The 18,427-nt window shown below is 70.5% G+C and carries 18 protein-coding genes; 10 read left to right on the forward strand and 8 right to left on the reverse strand.

The window, feature by feature from the left end:
* Positions 1-75: 75 nt before the first annotated feature.
* The 3 genes from VGJ14_01845 to VGJ14_01855 all read right to left on the reverse strand — a co-directional run bounded on the left by VGJ14_01845 (position 76) and on the right by VGJ14_01855 (position 3,415).
* Positions 76-1,308 carry a helix-turn-helix domain-containing protein gene (locus tag VGJ14_01845; GenBank protein ID HEY2831141.1) on the reverse strand — a complete coding sequence of 411 codons (1,233 nt, stop codon included), beginning with the start codon at positions 1,306-1,308 and terminating at the stop codon, positions 76-78.
* Positions 1,309-1,372: 64 nt separating this feature from the next.
* On the reverse strand, positions 1,373-2,698 hold the full coding sequence (locus VGJ14_01850) for a PEP/pyruvate-binding domain-containing protein (protein ID HEY2831142.1): 1,326 nt from the start codon (positions 2,696-2,698) through the stop codon (positions 1,373-1,375).
* Between the two features lie 3 nt (positions 2,699-2,701).
* Positions 2,702-3,415 (reverse strand): VIT family protein, encoded by a 714-nt coding sequence (locus VGJ14_01855; GenBank protein HEY2831143.1) that lies wholly within the window; start codon positions 3,413-3,415, stop codon positions 2,702-2,704.
* A 120-nt stretch (positions 3,416-3,535) separates the two neighbouring features.
* Here VGJ14_01855 and typA point away from each other — a divergent pair, with 120 nt between their 5' ends.
* The 3 genes from typA to VGJ14_01870 all read left to right on the forward strand — a co-directional run bounded on the left by typA (position 3,536) and on the right by VGJ14_01870 (position 7,372).
* Positions 3,536-5,395 carry a translational GTPase TypA gene (typA, locus tag VGJ14_01860; protein HEY2831144.1) on the forward strand — a complete coding sequence of 620 codons (1,860 nt, stop codon included), beginning with the start codon at positions 3,536-3,538 and terminating at the stop codon, positions 5,393-5,395.
* A 63-nt stretch (positions 5,396-5,458) separates the two neighbouring features.
* Entirely contained in the window at positions 5,459-6,211 is a 753-nt protein-coding gene (locus VGJ14_01865; GenBank protein HEY2831145.1) for an HNH endonuclease signature motif containing protein, read from the forward strand.
* Between the two features lie 24 nt (positions 6,212-6,235).
* Positions 6,236-7,372 (forward strand): glycosyltransferase, encoded by a 1,137-nt coding sequence (locus VGJ14_01870; protein HEY2831146.1) that lies wholly within the window; start codon positions 6,236-6,238, stop codon positions 7,370-7,372.
* Here VGJ14_01870 and VGJ14_01875 read toward each other — a convergent pair.
* From VGJ14_01875 to VGJ14_01890, 4 genes are read right to left on the reverse strand one after another with little or no spacing between them, the layout of a single operon-like run.
* On the reverse strand, positions 7,369-7,827 hold the full coding sequence (locus VGJ14_01875; protein ID HEY2831147.1) for a MarR family transcriptional regulator: 459 nt from the start codon (positions 7,825-7,827) through the stop codon (positions 7,369-7,371). The genes VGJ14_01870 and VGJ14_01875 overlap by 4 nt on opposite strands.
* A complete protein-coding gene (locus tag VGJ14_01880) occupies positions 7,820-8,578 on the reverse strand; it encodes an alpha/beta hydrolase (GenBank protein ID HEY2831148.1) in 759 nt (252 codons plus the stop codon). Before VGJ14_01880 ends, VGJ14_01875 begins: the two co-directional genes overlap by 8 nt.
* Before the next feature lie 46 nt (positions 8,579-8,624).
* A complete protein-coding gene (locus tag VGJ14_01885) occupies positions 8,625-9,158 on the reverse strand; it encodes a GNAT family N-acetyltransferase (GenBank protein ID HEY2831149.1) in 534 nt (177 codons plus the stop codon).
* Between the two features lie 5 nt (positions 9,159-9,163).
* A complete protein-coding gene (locus tag VGJ14_01890) occupies positions 9,164-9,664 on the reverse strand; it encodes an OsmC family protein (GenBank protein ID HEY2831150.1) in 501 nt (166 codons plus the stop codon).
* A gap of 28 nt (positions 9,665-9,692) precedes the next feature.
* On the opposite strand from VGJ14_01890, the gene VGJ14_01895 reads away from it, so the two are divergent.
* A complete protein-coding gene (locus VGJ14_01895; protein ID HEY2831151.1) occupies positions 9,693-10,562 on the forward strand; it encodes a 3-keto-5-aminohexanoate cleavage protein in 870 nt (289 codons plus the stop codon).
* On the opposite strand, the gene VGJ14_01900 is transcribed toward VGJ14_01895, so the two are convergent.
* Positions 10,559-12,670, reverse strand: coding sequence for a prolyl oligopeptidase family serine peptidase (locus VGJ14_01900; GenBank protein ID HEY2831152.1), 2,112 nt, complete (start codon positions 12,668-12,670; stop codon positions 10,559-10,561). The two genes, VGJ14_01895 and VGJ14_01900, sit on opposite strands and share 4 nt — an antisense overlap.
* A gap of 89 nt (positions 12,671-12,759) precedes the next feature.
* Here VGJ14_01900 and mshB point away from each other — a divergent pair, with 89 nt between their 5' ends.
* The 6 genes from mshB to VGJ14_01930 form a co-directional block, all read left to right on the forward strand.
* Entirely contained in the window at positions 12,760-13,656 is an 897-nt protein-coding gene (gene mshB / locus VGJ14_01905) for an N-acetyl-1-D-myo-inositol-2-amino-2-deoxy-alpha-D-glucopyranoside deacetylase (protein HEY2831153.1), read from the forward strand.
* A 68-nt stretch (positions 13,657-13,724) separates the two neighbouring features.
* Positions 13,725-14,168 (forward strand): DUF6113 family protein, encoded by a 444-nt coding sequence (locus VGJ14_01910; protein ID HEY2831154.1) that lies wholly within the window; start codon positions 13,725-13,727, stop codon positions 14,166-14,168.
* Positions 14,169-14,250: 82 nt separating this feature from the next.
* The gene (locus VGJ14_01915) at positions 14,251-16,116 is read left to right on the forward strand and encodes a VanW family protein (GenBank protein HEY2831155.1); all 1,866 of its coding nucleotides are present in this window, start codon (positions 14,251-14,253) and stop codon (positions 16,114-16,116) included.
* A gap of 4 nt (positions 16,117-16,120) precedes the next feature.
* Positions 16,121-16,567 (forward strand): Lrp/AsnC family transcriptional regulator, encoded by a 447-nt coding sequence (locus VGJ14_01920; protein ID HEY2831156.1) that lies wholly within the window; start codon positions 16,121-16,123, stop codon positions 16,565-16,567.
* A gap of 171 nt (positions 16,568-16,738) precedes the next feature.
* The gene (locus tag VGJ14_01925; protein HEY2831157.1) at positions 16,739-17,644 is read left to right on the forward strand and encodes an amidinotransferase; all 906 of its coding nucleotides are present in this window, start codon (positions 16,739-16,741) and stop codon (positions 17,642-17,644) included.
* Positions 17,641-18,427, forward strand: a 787-nt coding sequence (locus VGJ14_01930) for an aminotransferase class III-fold pyridoxal phosphate-dependent enzyme (GenBank protein ID HEY2831158.1), incomplete at its 3' end; no start/stop codon positions are given. The genes VGJ14_01925 and VGJ14_01930, both read left to right, overlap by 4 nt.

The following is an 18,427-nucleotide window of genomic DNA, read 5'->3' on the forward strand; positions in this document are numbered from 1 at the left end:
CAGTAGCCATGGTGATTTCGGCTCAATCGTCCGCAACAGGCTGGTGGAAACCCACTATTGCCCGAACGGGCGATTTCACATAGGCGTGGGTGGGCGCAGCGGTCCGAACAGTTGCGCCAGGCGGAGCGCAGCGAGGATCTCGGCGCGCCGGTCGGCCAGTCCGTCGGCCAGCACCTCCTCGGCGTACCGGATGCGCAGCCGAACGGTGTTCTCGTGCACACCGAGCCGCGTGGCGGCTCCCGCCTGGGAGCCGGTGGTGAGCCAGGCGAGCAATGTCTCCCGGGTGCGCACGGCGCGTTCGTCCGCGCCCGCTACCTCGCCGAGTTCATCGGCGACGAACTGCCGCGCGGTGGGTTCGTCGCTCAGCATGAGCAGTTCCAGCCGGACGTCGGAAAACCACAGCACGTCCCCGAGCCCGTCGAACCGGCGGCGCAGCCGGGTCGTGTCCAGGGCCTGCAGGCCGGTGCGGCGCAGCCCGGCCAGGCCCTCGCCCGGCGCGCCGACCGCCAGCGGGATCTCCGCTGCCCCGGCGACCTCGGCCACCGCCGCGCGCACCTTGCCGTCGGGGGTGGCCGGAAACCCCAGCCAGGCCAACCAGACGCCCGGTGCGTGCAGGGTCAACAGCGAGCCGACAGCCCCGGTACGGGTGAACAACTCGGCGCGCACCCGCTCGGCCCGGGCCCGCTGGTCGACCTCCATCGCCAGCGCGACATGCACGCCGCGCAGTCGATAGCCCAACGTGTTCTCCACGTCCTGGCCGCCCGTGGTGAGCCGGCCGTCCAGGATGTCGGCGAGCACCGCCCGGCGCCGGTCCTCCTGGTTGCGCAGGATCTCCGCGCGGGTGGCGTCATAGCGGCTGACCACGGCGCCGAGGATGTGAATGATGTATTCGAACAGCAGGTGGGTGGCCGGCCCGAGCAACTCGGCCAGGCTGCCCTCGGCGCCCGCCTCGCGGCGGGCCTCGGCGAACCACAATCGCCAGAACGACTGCACGCCTACCCAATAGCCGCTCTCCAGTTCGCTGACCGGAATGCCCAGTTCGGCGGTGAGGTCGGCGAAGCCGAACGCACCCTGCGGGTCGGTCTCGGCGATGATCAGCCGACCAGCGAACAGCGCGACGATGGCCCGCACGTTGTCGCGCACGGACAGGCGCAGCGCCTCCCGGAAATCCGGGTCGCGGGTGTGCACCGGCCAGACCCGCTCGGCGATGTCCGCGGTGACGATCTCCGCCATGGCATCGGCGTCGATGCGCGCGGCCAGCGACCGCATCGCGTCCATGTTGATGCCCTCGGGCGGAGGGAGCTCCACACGTCGATCCTAGGCGGGTGCGCAGACCCACCCGAAAACGCATGACGTGCGCAATCGATGGTGGTCAGCCCGCGGCGCCCGCCTCGCGCAGTGCGGCGCCCAGTTCCTCGCTGACCGGATGCTGCTCCGACCAGGCGGCGAACCGGGCCAGGTCGGTGAGGCTCGCCTCGGGCACGCCGAGTGGTAGCTGCCCGGCGTATACCCGGCCGGTGGCCCCGTCGACGGATAGCCACGTGCCCTCGTCGTACTTGGCGCCGTCGACGCCGAACACGCCGGCCCCGGGATCCACCTCCAGGCCGGTGCAGCCGCACACGCACGGCTTGTGCACGGAACGGCAGACGACGGCGGCATGTGAGGTGGCCCCGCCCCGGGCGGTGACCACAGCCCTGGAGACCAGCATGCCGGGCAAATCCTGCGGGCCGGTGGTGGGCCGGACCAGGATCACATCCTCGCCCGCGCCGGCCCGGGCCGCGGCCCGGTCGGCATCCAGCACGGCAATCCCGACGGCGTGCCCCGGCGCGGCGCCGATGCCGGTGAGCAACGCGCCGGCGGCCTCCGCCGCGGCCAGGCCGTCGGCGGTGAACACAGGCGTGAGCAGGGCACGGACGTGCTCGGCGGTGAGCCGGCGCAGCGCGGTCGCCGGGTCGATGAGGCCCTCGTCGACCAGATCCAGCGCGATGCGCACGGCCGCGGCCGCGGTGCGCTTGGCCGCGCGGACGCCGAGCAGGTACACCGCGTCGTCCTCGACGGTGAACTCGATGTCCAGGGCGTCGGTGTACTCCCGCTCCAGCCTGCGTCCGTGCGCCTCGAGCTCGGCGATGGTGGCCGCCCAATCGGGCCGCGAATCGGCCGGGAATTCGCCGCACAACACGTTGTTTCCGGTCTTCGGGTCGCGGGTGTGCGCGACGCCGCTGCCGGACGAACCGCCGGAGTCGATCACCATGGCCTGCACGACCACCGCGGTGCCCGGGTCGTCGGGGATGTCGTGCTGCCTGCGGTACGCCGTCGCGCGCCGGGAATCCCAGGAGGCGAACACTGCCCTTATCGCTGCGAGAAGGTGGTCGTGCGTATCCACCGTGTCCATCGTGCCGGGCATCGAGATCCCGGAGCGCACCGAGAGCAACAGCGGTCGGCCGTGGGCGGCGGCAAATGCCTTACCGGTGAGCGATTCCAGCCGCGCCACGGCCGCCCGCACGGCGTCGGCGAGGCCGTCCGGCAGCGCGCCGCCTTGGTGCCGGTAAACCCGGCAGGCCTCGGCGTCGACGACGAAGGCCGGGGACACCGGTAGCCCCAGGCGGTGCATGCGTGCCAGGTCCGCGCCCCGGTCACCGAGCAGGGTGGTGTCGGACGGGTCGAGGTCGCCGAGGTCGTGCACGTGTGCGTCGGCCATGGCTCAGTTCACCGCGGCACCGGCCAGGTGGCCGATGAAATAGGTCACCGCCAGGCCGATCGAACCGCCGATCAGCACCCGCACCATGGCCCGACCCGGCCGCCCGCCGCCCACCTGGGCGCCGGCCCAGCCGGTGATGGCCAACGCGACAAGCACCACGGCCACCGCGATCGCAACCCGCCGGTCCCGCGGCGGCAGCACGATGGCCAGCAGCGGGATCAGCGCACCCAGCGTGTAGGAGATCGCCGAGGCCACCGCCGCGCCCACCGGGTCGACCAGGTCGTCGGGGTCGATGTGCAACTCGACCTCGGCGTGCGCGGCCAGCGCGTCGCGGGCGGTGAGCTCCTCGGCTACCTTGCGGGCGGTCTCCTGGCTCAGCCCCTTCTCCCGGTAGAGCATGATCAGCTCGGTCAGTTCGCCGGCCGGGTCCTCGCGCAGTTCCAGGCGTTCCTTGGCCAGTTGGTCGCTCTCCGCGTCCCGCTGGCTGCTGACCGAAACGTATTCGCCCAGCGCCATGGACACCGCGCCGGCGGCCAGGCCGGCCACCCCAGCGGTGATCAGTGGGGCGCGGGCGGTGCTCGCCCCGGCCACCCCGATGACCAGGCCCGCCTCGGACACGATGCCGTCGTTGGCGCCGAGCACGGCCGCGCGCAGCCGGTTCAGCCGGGCGGCGAGCCTGGCCTCGTGGGCCTCGCCGGGGTGGGTGGGCGCCGTCATGCGCACATCGTGGCGTGTCCGCTGCCGGGTCGTTGGGTTAGGCACGCCTCACGTTGGTCCGGGGCACCCGCCACATGCGGGACAATGGGGTATCCCCGATTGACTGTCAGGAGTTCCGCCGTGCCCGTCCGTTCCGATCTGCGCAACGTGGCGATCGTCGCCCACGTCGACCACGGCAAGACCACGCTGGTCGACGCGATGCTGTGGCAGGCAGGCGCCTTTCGGGAGGGCCAGGACGTCAACAAGCGCGTCATGGATTCGATGGACCTGGAGCGGGAGAAGGGCATCACGATCCTGGCCAAGAACACGGCCGTGCAGTGGATCTCCGACGCCGGCGCCCCGATCACCATCAACATCATCGACACCCCGGGCCACGCCGACTTCGGCGGCGAGGTGGAGCGCGGCCTGGAGATGATCCACGGCGTCGTGTTGCTGGTCGACGCCTCCGAGGGTGCGCTGCCCGGCACCCGGTTCGTGCTGCGCAAGGCGTTGGAGAAGAAGCTGCCGGTAGTGCTGTGCATCAATAAGGTGGACCGCTCCGACGCCCGCATCGCCGAGGTCGTCGACGAGGTCTACGAGCTGTTCCTGGACCTTGATGCCGATGAGCACCAGATCGAGTTCCCGATCGTCTACGCGTGCGCCAAGGCGGGCCTGGCCTCGCTGATCCGCCCGGCCGACGGGACCATGCCCGAGGCCACCGATCTGCGCCCGTTGATGACCACGATCATGAACACCATCCCGGCGCCGGAGTACACCGAGGGCGCACCGCTGCAGGCGCACGTGACCAACCTGGACTCCTCGCCCTACCTGGGCCGCCTTGCGCTGTGCCGGGTCTACGAGGGGGAGATCCGCAAGGGTCAGCAGGTGGCCTGGTGCCGCACCGACGGCTCCGTCGAACGGGTCAAGATCACCGAGTTGTTCCTCACCGAGGCGTTGGAGCGGCTCCCGGCCGAGCGGGCCTGGGCCGGGGACATCATCGCCATCGCCGGCATCCCGGACATCACCATCGGGGAGACGCTGGCCGACCTGGAGCACCCGGTCCCGCTGCCGCTGATCACGGTGGACGAACCGTCGATCTCGATGACCATCGGTATCAACACCTCGCCGCTGGCCGGCCAGTCCGGCACGAAACTGACAGCCCGTCTGGTGAAGAACCGGCTCGAGGCCGAGCTGGTCGGCAACGTCTCCATCCGGATGCTGCCGACCGAACGGCCGGACACCTGGGAGGTGCAGGGTCGCGGTGAGCTGCAGTTGGCCATCCTCGTCGAGATCATGCGGCGGGAGGGTTACGAACTCACGGTGGGCAAGCCGCAGGTCGTCACCCGGGAGATCGACGGCAAGCTCTGCGAGCCGATGGAGCACATGACCATCGACGTGCCCGAGGACTACGTCGGCGTGGTCACCCAGCTGCTCGGCCTGCGCAAGGGCCGGATGGAGCAGATGGTCAACCACGGCACCGGGTGGGTGCGCATGGAGTACCGGGTGCCCGCGCGTGGCCTGATCGGCTTCCGCACCGAGTTCCTTACCGAGACCCGGGGCACCGGCCTGCTGCACCACGTCTTCGACCGCTACGAGCCCTGGCACGGCGAGCTGCGTACCCGCCCGTCCGGCTCCCTGGTCGCCGACCGCAAGGGCCCCGCCACCTCCTTCGCGCTGTTCAACCTGCAGGAGCGCGGCGTCATGTTCGTCGCCCCCGGCACCGAGGTGTACGAGGGCATGATCGTCGGCGAGAACGCGCGTTCGGACGACATGGACGTGAACATTTGCAAGGAGAAGAAGCTCACCAACATTCGCCAGTCCACCGGCGACGAACTCGAGCGACTGGTGCCGGCCCGCCAGCTCAACCTGGAGCAAGCGTTGGAGTTCTGCCGCGAGGACGAGTGCATCGAGGTCACCCCGGCCGCGGTGCGCATGCGCAAGGTGGAACTGGACGCCAAGATCCGCGAGCGGCTGCGCGGGCGCGCGGCCAAGGGAGGGTGACGGGAGCGGGGAGCGCCATTCATTTTGCTTGCAGAGATGGGAAATCCGCGAGATACTGAACGCATGTTCGAGTCGGGTGAGACCACGTGGTGTTCCGCGGAGGACATCGCCCGCTGGTGGTCACTGTGTTCGGACGAGGACATTGCCGCCGCCGAGCGCGACGACCCGGGTCCGGGGTATGTCGAGCCGGACCCGTTGGATCTGATCGCACGCGAGGAACGCAACCAAGCCATCGCGTTGGGCCACCAGATGCGGGCCATGGCCGCGCACATCGACCGGGTGGTGGCTACTGCTGGGCCGCGACGGTGCCGAACCCGCCCGGATGGCCGACGGCTCCCCCATCCCCGACGACCTCGCGCTGGCCATCGCCACCGACGCCCGCCGGCCATCGCCACCGACGCCCGCCGGCGTCTACTGCTCACCGACCCGCTGACCCGCCACCTGCTCGACGTCGGGGCCAACACCTACCAACCACGCAAGAGACTGGCCCGGTTCCTGCGCCTACGCGACCGGCGCTGCCGCTGGCCCGGCTGCGGCCAACCCGCGCGCCGCTGCGAGATCGACCACCAGATCAAATTCCGCTACGACGGACTGACCATCGCCATCAACACCGCCAACCTGTGCCGACGCCACCACCAGGTCAAGGACATGCCCGGCTGGTCAGCCATCCAAGACCCAGCCACCGCAGCGATCACCTTCACCACCCCACACGGTGACCGCTACACCACCCGACCACCCACCATCGACGGAGACACCCACCCCGTCGTCACCGTGCTCGACGCTGACCGCGCCGAGGCCGGCATCCCACCGTTCTGACGCGGTCCGGCATGCTACGGCGCCATGACCCGCTACTTGATGGTGACTGTCGACGGGGCGGGCAACCTGGTTCCGACCCTCGGCCTGGCGGCCCGACTCAGCGCGCTCGGGCACGACGTCCGGTTGCTCGGGCATCCCTCGATCCATGAGCGGTGCGGCATGCACGGCTGGCGTCCGGTCTCCTTCAGCCGGGCTGCCCCGTACGACAGCACCTGGCCGATCGATCAGGCCGAGGAGATGGCGAAGTTCGCGGAGCTGATCTTCTTCGACGCCGGCATCGGAATGGACACCCTCGCCGAACTCGAGCGTGAACCCGCAGACGTGCTCATCGTGGACTGCCTAGCCTGGGGTGCTGGCGCGGCGGGCGAGGTCGCCGGTATTCCCACTGCCCTGCTCATCCACACCCCGCCGTCGCTGTTCCGGCAGGGCCCGCTGGTCGAGATGATCGAACCGGCGCTGCCGCTCCTGCATCGCATGCGCGCCGAACTCGGGGCGCCGCCGGTGCAGAGCCTGGCCGAGGCCCACGACGCCTGCGCGCTGGGCCTGGCGACGCTGCCCGCGGAGTTCGACGTGCCGGTCCCGCTGCCGCCGCAGTACCGCTACGTCGGGCCGATCCTCGATGGCCCAGCGCTGGGCGAGTTCGAGCCCACCCCGGCGAGAACGGCGGATCCGCTGGTTCTGGTCAGCTTCAGCACCAGCTTTCAGGACCAGCGCGGCGCGCTGCAGTGGGCGATCGATGAACTCTCCGGCCTGCCCGTCCAGGTCGTGGTCACCACCGGGCACGCCGTCGACCCGGCCGACCTCGTCGCCGCCGACAACACCGTCGTGGCCCGCTTCCTCGCGCACAGCGAACTGTTGCCGCGGGCGACGGCGCTGGTGACGCACTGCGGGCTGGGCACGGTGTTGAACAGCTTGGCGCACGGCGTGCCCATGGTCTGCGTCCCGATGGGCCGGGACCAGATGTTCAACGCGGCGATGGTCGTTCGACTCGGCGCGGGACATCCGGCAGAACTGCTGAAGCCCGGCGCGATAAGCCGGGCTGTGGAGCACGTGATCTTCGATACCAGGACGCAGGGCGCCGCCACCTACATCGCCGGGGTCATCGCCGGCTACCGCGGCGCGGAGGCCGCGGTGGAAGCGCTGGAGGAGTTGGCGCGTTAGTCGAACTCCAGGCGCTTGTTCAGGGCCTGGCCCGCGGGCAGGGTGTCGATGAGGTTGTGCAGGAACGCGAGGACCGCGTCGGTCTCCAGGCCCTCGGTAGCAGCCTCGATCGAGGAGTAGAGAAACTCTTCGATCGCGGCGACCGCGGTGGCCAGACGCTCACCCTCGGGAGTGAGGCTCAGTTGGAGGTAGCGGCGATCGCCGGCATCGCTGCGGCGCTCGACCAGCCCCGCCGTGACGGCACGTTCGACCAGCCTGCTGGGGTTGGTGCCGCTCTCGCACACCAGAAGCTGTCCGAGGCCGTTGAGGCTCAAGGTGCCGTGCCGCTGGAGCAGGCGCAGCACCTCGGCCTGTGACGGGGTGATGCCGTGCGGTTTGAGCGCCCGGGTCAGCAGCCGGTTGCCTTCGCGTTGGGCTGCCAGGATGGCGAATCGCAGATGTTCGGCCTTACGCATCGGCGCATTCTGGGGTGGCCGGCGGAGCGACGGCGAGGAAGTCCTTGGCCGCGGCGGCGTAGGTGACCGGATGGGTGAAGCGGAACATGTGGCCGGTCCGCGGCAACACGACCTCCCTGGCGTCGGGGATGCCCGCGAGCATGATCGTGGAGGCGTTCTCGCCGATCAGCACGTCGTGCGAGGGGGTCAGGATCAGAGTCGGTACCTGGATCCGGCCGAGCACGTCGACGTAGTCGGCGGTGAGGACGGCCTGCACGCGCGCGCCGAAGGAGGCCGCCGGGGTGCTGGTGAGAAACAGCTCGCGGCTGCGCGCCTCGCTCCAGGGCACCTGTCCGTCGCCGTCGAAAGGGGAGGCGAGGCGGTGGGCATGGGCTCGCAGCGTCAGCTGCCGGTAGAACGGGCCGCGGGTTTTGCCGATCACCCGCATCAGGGCCCTCCACGGCTTCGAGTCGATCGGGTTCGCCGCGAATCCGCCGGACAGCACCAGGGCGCGTAGGCCCGGCGGGCGGCGGGTGGCGAGCGCGAGCGCGATGTTCGCGCCGAAGGAGTCGCCGACCAGCACGTAGTCCTGGAGGTCTGCGATCGCCTCCTCGACGAAGTCGGCGTAGCGCTCGATGTCGTTCACGCCCTCGGGCAGCCGCAGGGAGCGCTGGGGCGCCTCGCCGTAGGGCGCGAGTTGTTCGGCGCTCCACGGGGCGCCGGAGAAGCAGGGGATGAAGACCAGGGTCGGGTTCTTCTCGGTAGTGTCCATAGCAACATGTTACACAACATACATGTCGTATAACATGTTATCTGGCTCACACCAGTCTGCGTCGCATGGCCACGCCCGGCATGACCACCCCGTCCGGCATCACCAGGTCCTCCGGCTGCTCGCCGGAAAAGCCCCACGATCGGTACAGCGGCATGCCGGGCATGGTCGCCATCAACGACAGCTCGGAGAATCCCTCGACGCGGGCGGCTGCGGCGCAGGCGTCGAGGATGCAGCTGCCCAGCCCGCGGCGGGTCCAGTCGCCGTGTACGAACATGGCCCGGACCCGGGCAGGTTCCCGGGCCGGGTCGAGCAGGCGGGCCTCCCGGCCGCTGGGCGCCTCGCCGCTAAACAACTTGTCCCGCCGACTCCACCCCCCGCAAGCCGCGAGGCTGCCGTCCGGCGCGAGGACGACGAAGTAGGTGCCGTCCTCGATCAGCATCCGGTCCAGCGCGCCGATGTACCGCACGCCGCTCGCGGTCTGCGTCGCGTCGTAGAACGCCGGGAAAATCGCCTGCACCGACGCGGTCATCAACGCCTGGATCGCCGCGGCGTCAGCCATCGTCGCGACGCGCAACTCCATCGACGTCAGGGCCGCACCAGCTCCAACTTCGGCGAGTTCGCCAGGGTCTGCAGCACCACGCAGTACCGCTCGGTCAGCCGCAGCAGGGTGTCCACCTGGTCGGCGGGAGCGTCGGTGTCCAGGTCGACGTGCAGCCGGATCGCGGTGAAGCCCACGGACGCGTCCTTGGCCACGCCCAATGTGCCGCGGAAATCGAGGTCGCCCTCGGCGCGTAGGGTGCCGCCGCGGATCGGGACCTCCAGCGAAGTGGCGACCGCGCGCAAGGTGACACCGGCGCAGGCGACCAACGCCTGCAGCAGCATGTCGCCGGAGCACGCGAGCGCCCCGGTGCCGCCGGTGGCCGGATGCAGACCCGCCTCGACGAGCGCCTTGCCGGTCTGCACCGAACAGGCGATGCCGTCGTCCAGGGATCCCTGCGCGGACAGCGTGATCAGCGCCGCGTCGGGCTCGGTGCGGTATTGGTCCTTCAGCGGCGCCTGCAGCGCCTGCAACTCGGTCTTGTCCATGACCCGAACGCTAGGCCAGGCTGACCGCGTGCGTGAGGTGTGGGTGGAGGCTGCGGTCAACGGGCCGTGGACGCGGGCACGGCAACCGAAGATCCCGATCACGGTGGACGAGATCGTCGCCGACGGCATCGACTGCGTGCGGGCCGGCGCGGCGATCGTGCACGTGCACCCCTACGACCCGGTGACCGGACTGCAGCGCGAGGACCCGGACGTCTATCAGGCGATCATTGACGGCATCCGGGCCGAGGTGGACGCGATCGTCTACCCGACGTTGGCGCTGCTGGGCGACCCCAACGGCGAGCGCCCCATGTCGGCCGCGGAACGGTTCGCCGCTGTCGCGGAACTCTGTCGCCGCGGGGTGCTCGAGTGGACCGTGGTCGACCCTGGCTCCGCGCACATGACCCACGTCGAGACGCCGGGCGAGGGCTTCCTCTATCTCAACCCGGACGACCACATTCGCTACGGGCTCGACCTGGCCGCGGCCAACGGAGTGCGTCCGGCCTACGCCTGCTACGAACCCGGCATTACCCGCCTCGGCGCGCTGCTGGCCCGCGCCCGCCCCGGACTGCCCGAGCCTGTCTACCGGTTCATGTTCTCCGACGACCTGAGCTTCGGCTTCCCGCCGCGGGACTGGGCGCTGGACGCCCACGTCAAGTTATTGGCAGAGGTCGCGCCGGGCGGCGCGTGGATGGTCGCCGGCCTGTGCGTGGACATCTGCCCGTTGATCCCGCACGCCGTGACCCGCGGCGGTCACGTCCGAGTCGGCTTGGAGGACCAACCGTTCGGGTCGGGGCGGACCAACGTCGAATTGGTCACCGACGCGGTCAACCGCATCAGCGACGCCGGCGGGCGTCCGGCCACCGCGGCCGAGGTCCGCGCCGCGTTGGCCGGCCGCTAACCGACGCTCAGCGCCCGGCGCAGGAAGTCGAGCTGGAACAGCAGCAGGTTCTCCGCCACGACCTCCTGCGGCGTCATGTGGGTGACCCCGGACAGCGGCAACACCTGGTGCGGCCGACCGGCGGCGAGCAGCGCCGCGGACAACTGCAGGGTGTGCGCGGCCACCACGTTGTCGTCGGCCAGCCCGTGCACCAGCAGCAGCGGGCGTTCCAGCTTCTCGGCATCGGTGATCAGGGAGGTAGCGGCGTACACCTCCGGGTGCGAGGCCGGCGTGCCCAGGTACCGCTCGGTGTAATGGGTGTCGTACAACGCCCAGTCGGTCACCGGCGCCCCGGCGATCGCGGCATGGAACACGTCCGGGCGACGCAGCACCGCTAATGCGGCCAGGTACCCGCCGAACGACCAGCCCCGGATGCCCACCCGGCTCAGGTCCAGGTCCGGGCAGACGGCGGCGGCCGCGTGCAGCGCGTCCACCTGGTCGGCCAGCACCGGCGTGGCCAGATCCAGGTGCACCGCGCGCTCCCATTCCGAGCCGCGGCCCGGTGTGCCGCGACCGTCGGCGATGACCACCGCGAAGCCCTGGTCGGCCCACCACTGGGATTCCAGGAAGGCGTTGGCGGTGGCCAGTACCCGCTGCGCGTGCGGGCCGCCGTAGGGGTCCATCAACACCGGCAGCGAGGTGCCCGGCCGATGCCCGGTGGGTAGCAGCAGCGCGGTGCGGATCTCGCCGGGGCCGGCCAGCAGCATCCGCGGCTCCGGGCGCAGGCCGGGGTCATCGGCGGAGTCAGCCACGGCGCCCAGCGCCACCCCGTCCCGCAGCACCGTCGAGCGGCGGCCCGGCCGGGTAAGCACGGCCGAGGTGACCACCATGGTGGCGCCGGCCGCGGTGGCCGAGTGCACACCGGCGCCCTGGGACAGCTCCACCGGGCCGGCCGGATCGGTCCGGTACACCCGCACCTCGGTGGGCTCGTGCGCGGATGCGGTGAACAGCACCTCGGTCCGGTCATGGCCGGGCACCGTCCCGGCCACCGCGCGGACCTGCAGTTCGGCGGAGACCATGGCCTCCCCGACGAACAGCCGGCGCCGCCCGTCGGCGTCGGCCACCCGGACCAGCTCGCCGTCCGGGGTCCAGGCCGGCACCCCGTCGACCAACTCCACCCACGCCGGGTCGTGATCGGTGTGCAGCACGCCGGTGGCCCCGGTGAGCGGGTCCATGGTCAGCGTCTGCACCCGGCGCTGGTCCCGGCTCTGTACGGACAGCAGCGGCGGGCCGAATCGCGACCAGTGCACGGCGCACAGGTATTCGAAGGCCTGGCTGTCCCAGTGGGCGCGCACCGGGCCACCGCCGTGGAGCGGCAATACGTGCAGCTCGACCTCGGCGTTGGCCGAGCCGGCCGCGGGATAGGCGATCTCGTGCGGGGCGCGGCCGGGGTGCGCCGGGTCGGCGATCTGCCAGCGGGACACCGGTGAGGTGTCCACCCGGGTGGCCAGCAATGCCGAGGAATCCGGGGACCACCAGTATCCGCGGGAGCGGCCCATCTCCTCCGCGGCGATGAACTCGGCCAGTCCCCAGCTGACGTTCGGCGCTTGGTCCTGCCCCGGCACCGCTCGGTCGTTTCCGGTGGCGACGCCCACGAGGCGCAACATATTGTCGGCCACGTAGGCAATCTGACGGCCCGTCGGGTCCAGCCGGGGGTCGAACACCGGCCCGGCCACGGCCAGCTCGCGTACCCGCGGCTCACCGGTCAACTCCGCGACGTACAACCGCCCGGACAACACGAAGGTCGCGCGGCTGAGCGCGCGGTCGGTGGCGAACGAGACGATCCCGGCCGCCCCCTCCCGGGCCCGTTCCCGCCGCGCCCGCTCGGCGTCGGACAGCGTCTCGTCGTCCGCGGTCAACGTGTGCGGGTCGGCGATGACCCGTTCCCGAAGACCGCCGCCGGCCAGGTCGGCCACCCACAGCATGGTGCGTCGGTCGGTGCCCGACGGGGTGCGCAGGAACACGACGCGACTGCCGTCGGCGGAGACCACGAAGTTGCGCGGCAGCCCGAGGCTGAACCGCAGCGTCCGTGCGCTGCGCCGGGGGAAGCTCAGCTGTGGCTCCGTCATGGACGAATCCTGACACCGCGGCGACCGGCTTCGCTTATCGGCCGGGCGAAGTCCCGGGCAGGCGCCCGGCGTCGACTAGATTTCCCGTCATGTGCGCCGCCCCCGCCGCGTCGTCCGCCACCCACCGGATGGTCGTCGTGCACGCCCATCCGGATGACGAGGTGATCAACACCGGCGCCACCATGGCCATGTATGCCGCACAGGGCGCCGGGGTCACCCTGGTGACCTGCACGTTGGGCGAGGAGGGCGAGATCCTGGTGCCCGGGCTCGCCCACCTGGCCGCCGATCGGGAGGACGGCCTCGGGCGGCACCGCATTGGCGAACTTGCCGCGGCCATGGTGGCCCTGGGCGTCGGTGACCACCGATTCCTCGGCGGCCCCGGCCGTTACCGGGACTCCGGGATGATGGACACCCCGGCCAACCGGCGCGCCGATTGCTTCTGGCGGGCCGAGGTGGACACCGCGGCGGCCGACCTGGTCGCTGTGCTGCGCGAGGTCCGCCCGCAGGTGCTGATCAGTTACAACGAGAACGGCGGGTACGGCCACCCGGACCACATCCAGGCCAATCGGGTCATGCGCCGCGCCGCGGAGCTGTCCGCAGACCCCGCGTTCCGCCCGGATCTGGGCGCGGCGTGGGCAGTGGCCCGGATCTACTACACCGTGGTGCCCTACTCCTTCCTGCAAGCCGGCATCGACGCGCTCGCGGCAGCCGGGCAGAGCGAAATTTTCGGCAACGCCACCCGCGCAGAGGAGGTCGGCTTCGGGGTGCCCGACGAGCTGGTCTCGGTGATGATCCAGGCCGAGGAGTTCGTCGAGGCGAAGATGGCCGCGATGCGGGCGCACGCCACCCAGATCACCGTCGACGGCCCGTTCTTCGCGCTGTCCAACCACCTCGGGCAGAAGATCTGGGGCACGGAGTGCTTCCAGTTGGTGCACGGGGAACTCGAGTCCGTCCGCCCGGCGTCCGATCTGTTCGCCGGCCTGTGAAGCAGGGCAGGGGCACTGCCCGGCCCGGTGCGACGCCGCAACGGCGGCCGCCGCCCGGTCCGTCCGCCGTGAAACGACCGACCGCGACGCCGGCCGCCCCGGCCTGGCACGCGCTGTTCGCCAAATCCGAGGGTGTGGCCGATTGGGTGGCCCGTGCGGGTCTGCCCCGGGTGATCGCGGTGTCCGTCGGTGTGGCCCTGCTCGGCTTCGTCGTCGCGGTGGCCGGTGCGTTCGAGCACGCCGAGAAGGCGCCGGTGGGACTCCTCGTCTCGCTGCTCGCCGAAGGCTCGGTGGCCTTCGCCGCCGGGGTGCACACCCGCAGCCGGTTCGGTGCCGCACTGCCCGTGCTCGCCTGGGTGGCCGCCACCCTGCTCGGGGCCACCGAACGCCCGGAGGGTGACCTGGTCATCCCGGCCGATTCGCTCGGATATGCCTACCTGCTGGGCGGTTTGGTGCTGTTGGGACTGTTGACCCTGCTGCCATATGGCGGATCTCTCCTCCCCGACCGGTAGCAGTGCGCGTGGTTGCCCTGCGGGCGCGTGTTCGTTTGATGTACTGAGCGCGGAAGGATTCGGCGAGCTTGCGAGCCGATCAATGAGCGCCGCCGAAGGGGGACTGGGCGTGGCCGCACCGACGCCTCTGCCGCACCGGCGGGCGGTGCGACCCGGCATGGTCGCTGGGGTCGTGGGCGCCCCCGTCGTACTGCTGATCGGTCTTTACCTGATCGGCGTGGCGCTGACCGGGTCCAACGTGCCGCGGGGCACCGAGGTGTTCGGGGTGAACATCGGCGGGAACTCATCGGCCGCCGCGCAGGCGAAATTGGCCAGGGATCTGCCCGCTGTCATGCCTGCCACGTTCACGGTGAACGCCGGTGACAAGAGCTTCCCGTTGGAGGCCACCAATCTGGGGCTGTCCGCGGACCCGGCGGCCACGGTGACGGCGGCCCGGCATGGCGCGCACCGACCGTTGAGCGCCTACAAGTCCCTGCTCGGCATAAACCGCCGGATCGCCCCGGTGCTGGCCGTGGACACCCCGAAGCTCACCGACGTGCTCAACACCCTGTCCACCAACATCCACCAGGACCTGGTCGAGGGCAATCTGGTGTTCACCGACGGGGTGGCCTCGGCGGTGGAGCCGGTGCCCGGCCGGGTGCTGGACGTGCCCGGCACCATCGCCGCAGTGGAGCAGGCCTACCGGGTCGGCTTCGACCAGGTGCCCGCCGCGTTGACCCTCACCAAGCCGGCCGCCACCGCGGATGCTGTGCACCGGGCGTTGGTCGACTTCGGCGTCAAGGCCATGTCCGGCCCGATCACGGTCACCGTGGGCCCGGACTCGGTGGAGATCACCGCGCAGGAGTTGGGCAGCCACCTGTCGATGACGCCGGACGGTAACGGCGGCCTGCGCCCGGTGCTCGGCGGGGTCGGGCTGGCCGCGGACATCATGGCCAAGGCCCCGGACCTGGGCACCAAGGCACGCAACGCGACCTTCAAGATCGTCGATGACGAACCGGTGATCGTGCCCAGCCAGGCCGGTGCGGCCATCGACCCGGACAAGTTGGCCTCCGGCGTGCTGGACATGCTCGCCGGCACCGGACCCCGCGAGGTCACCGCCGCGGTCGCGCAGACGCAGGCCAAATTCACCACCGAGGACGCCCGGGCCCTGGGCATCGTGGAGAAGATGTCCACGTTCAAGACCTACTTCCCGATCGCTCCCTACCGGCTGACCAACATCGGGCGGGCGGCCAAGTTGATCAACGGCTCGATCGTGAAGCCGGGCCAGACGTGGAGCCTGAACAAGACGGTCGGCGAGCGCACCGAGGCCAACGGCTTCGTGAAGGGCTTCATCATCAAGGGCGACAAGTTCGCCGAAGACCTCGGCGGTGGCGTCTCCCAGTCCGCCACCACCACGTTCAACGCGGTGTTCTTCGCCGGTCTGCAGGACGTCGAGCACCACCCGCACAGCCTCTACATCTCGCGCTACCCGGCCGGTCGGGAGGCCACGGTGGCGTGGCCGGACAAGGACCTGCGCTGGAAGAACGACTCCGGGCACGGCGTCTACATGCAGGCCGTGATGAAGCCGGGCTGGATCTCGGTGACGCTGTGGGGCACCAAGTTCTGGGACAAGATCGAGTCGATCTCCGGCCCGCGGCACAACATCAAGCACCCGGGCGACCCGATCATCTCCACCGATCCGACGTGTCACGCCACCGAGCCGGTCGACGGCTTCGACATCGACGTGACCCGGGTGTTCTACCGGGACGGTGCCGAGGCCAATCGGGAGACCTTCCACACCCACTACGACCCCACCTTCAAGGTCATCTGCAAGCCGGCGCCGACCGCATCGCCCACGCCGGGTGCCACCGACAGCCCGGACCAGACATCGGCGCCGGATCCCGGTAGCCAACCGGACCCGGGCATGACTGCGGACTCCACGCCGGCCCCGACCTCCAAGCAGCACTGAGCCCGTGGACCCGCTCGACGCGCAGATCATTGCCGCGTTGCGGGTCGACGCCCGGACTTCTTACGCCGATATCGGTGAGGTCGTCGGCCTGTCCGCGCCCGCGGTGAAGCGTCGAGTGGACCGCCTGCGCACCAGCGGCGCCATCAAGGGGTTCACCGCGGTGGTCGATCCCGCCGCGTTGGGCTGGACCACCGAGGCGTTCGTGGAGTTGTACTGCGTGGACCGCACGACCCCGGCCACCATTCGGGCGGCGGTGTCCCGCTACCCGGAGGTGGTGGCCGCCTCCACGGTGACCGGCGAACCGGACGCCCTGCTGCATGTACTGGCCGCCGACATCGGCCATCTTGAACGGGTGGTCGAACAGATCGGCGCGGAACGCTTCGTGGCGCGTACCCGTTCGCACGTGGTGATGTCCGCGTTGCTGCGTCGGGAGCCGGGTAGCACGGGCTGATGGTCCGTCAGCGCGCGAACGCCCAAAACCGAGTGAAATACCGCGATCTGCGCCACGGGCCCATCCTTCCCGCAGCAACTCGCCGCCACGCCGGCAGGACACGCAATGATCCGTCGGCCGCGCGCAACGTTTTCGCCTGCCGGGCCCCTGTGTGGGTTCCACCATGGAGGTATGACGATGCCTCAGCCCGCCGCTCGCGAGACCATGGCGTCCGCCGCGCCACAGCGTCCGATCCCTTCGGCCGCCACGGTCACCGCACTGCCGACCGTGCGCACCGCGCGGACGCGGCACTACCTGATGTGCCGGCCCACCTACTTCGAGGTGAGCTACGCGATCAACCCGTGGATGGACCCGGAAGTGCCGGTGGACCCGAAGCTGGCCATGCGCCAGTGGGAGGGCCTGCGCGACACCTACCGGAGCCTCGGTCACACGGTCAGCTTCATCGAGCCGGTGCGCGGCTTGCCGGACATGGTGTTCGCGGCCAACGGCGCGCTGGTGGTGGACGGCAAGGTGCTCGGCGCCCAGTTCCTCAACCCGCAGCGCGGCCCCGAGGGCCCCGCATACCTGCGCTGGATGGAGGAGGACGACACCTTCGCCGAGTTCGCCACCACCGAGTCGGTGAACGAGGGTGAGGGCGACTTCCTCGACCTCGGCGACGTCATCCTGGCCGGAACCGGGTTCCGCACCGAGCGCACCGCACATGCCGAGGCGCAGGAATTCTTCGGTAAGCCGGTGATCTCGCTGACCCTGGTCGACCCGCGGTTCTACCACCTGGACACCGCGATCGCGGTGCTCGGCGACCACGACGTCGCCTGGTACCCGCCCGCGTTCTCGCCGGGCAGCTGCGCGGTGCTCACCCGGATGTTCCCGGACGCCATCATGGCCACCGACCATGACGCCGTGACCTTCGGGCTGAACGCGGTCTCCGACGGTCGGCGCGTGGTGATCCCCGAGGAGTCGGTGGACATGATCGAGGCGCTGGTCGCGCGCGGCTACGAGCCGGTGCCCGTGGCGATGTCGGAGTTCCGCAAGTCCGGCGGCGGCCCGAAGTGCTGCACCCTGGAGCTACGGACATGACGCTCTCGCTACCGCTCGAGCGTGCGGCCACCCTGGACAGCGCGACCGAGCGCTGTGCGCACAACTACCACCCGCTACCGGTAGTGGTGGCCTCGGCCAAGGGTTGCTGGGTCGTTGATGTGACTGGTCGTCAGTACCTGGACTGCCTGGCCGCCTACTCCGCGCTGAACTTCGGCCACGGCCACCCGCACCTGCTGGCCGCCGCCCGCGCACAGCTGGGCCGGGTCACCCTGACCAGCCGCGCGTTCGACCACGACCAGCTTTACGAGTTCTGCGCCGAACTCGGTGACCTGGCCGGCAAGCAGATGGTGCTGCCGATGAACACCGGCGCCGAGGCCGTGGAGACCGCGATCAAGGTGGCCCGCAAGTGGGGCTACACGGTCAAGGGCGTACCGGCCGGCCAGGCCACCATCATCGTCGCCGCGGACAACTTCCACGGCCGCACCACCACCATCGTGTCCTTCTCCACCGACGCCGGTGCGCGCGACGACTTCGGTCCGTTCACCCCCGGCTTCAAGGTCGTCCCCTACGGCGACGCCGCCGCGTTGGAGGCGGCGATCGACGCCACCACGGTGGCCGTGCTGCTCGAGCCGATCCAGGGCGAGGCCGGCGTGGTCGTGCCGCCGGCGGGTTACCTGCCCGCGGTACGCGAGGCCTGCACCCGCAACAACGTGCTGTTCATCGCGGATGAGATCCAGTCCGGCCTCGGCCGCACCGGCGCGACGTTCGCCTGCGAGAACGCCGACGTGGTGCCGGACATGTACCTGCTCGGCAAGGCGCTGG

It is taken from the genome of Sporichthyaceae bacterium, from assembly GCA_036493475.1.
GTDB lineage: Bacteria > Actinomycetota > Actinomycetes > Sporichthyales > Sporichthyaceae > DASQPJ01.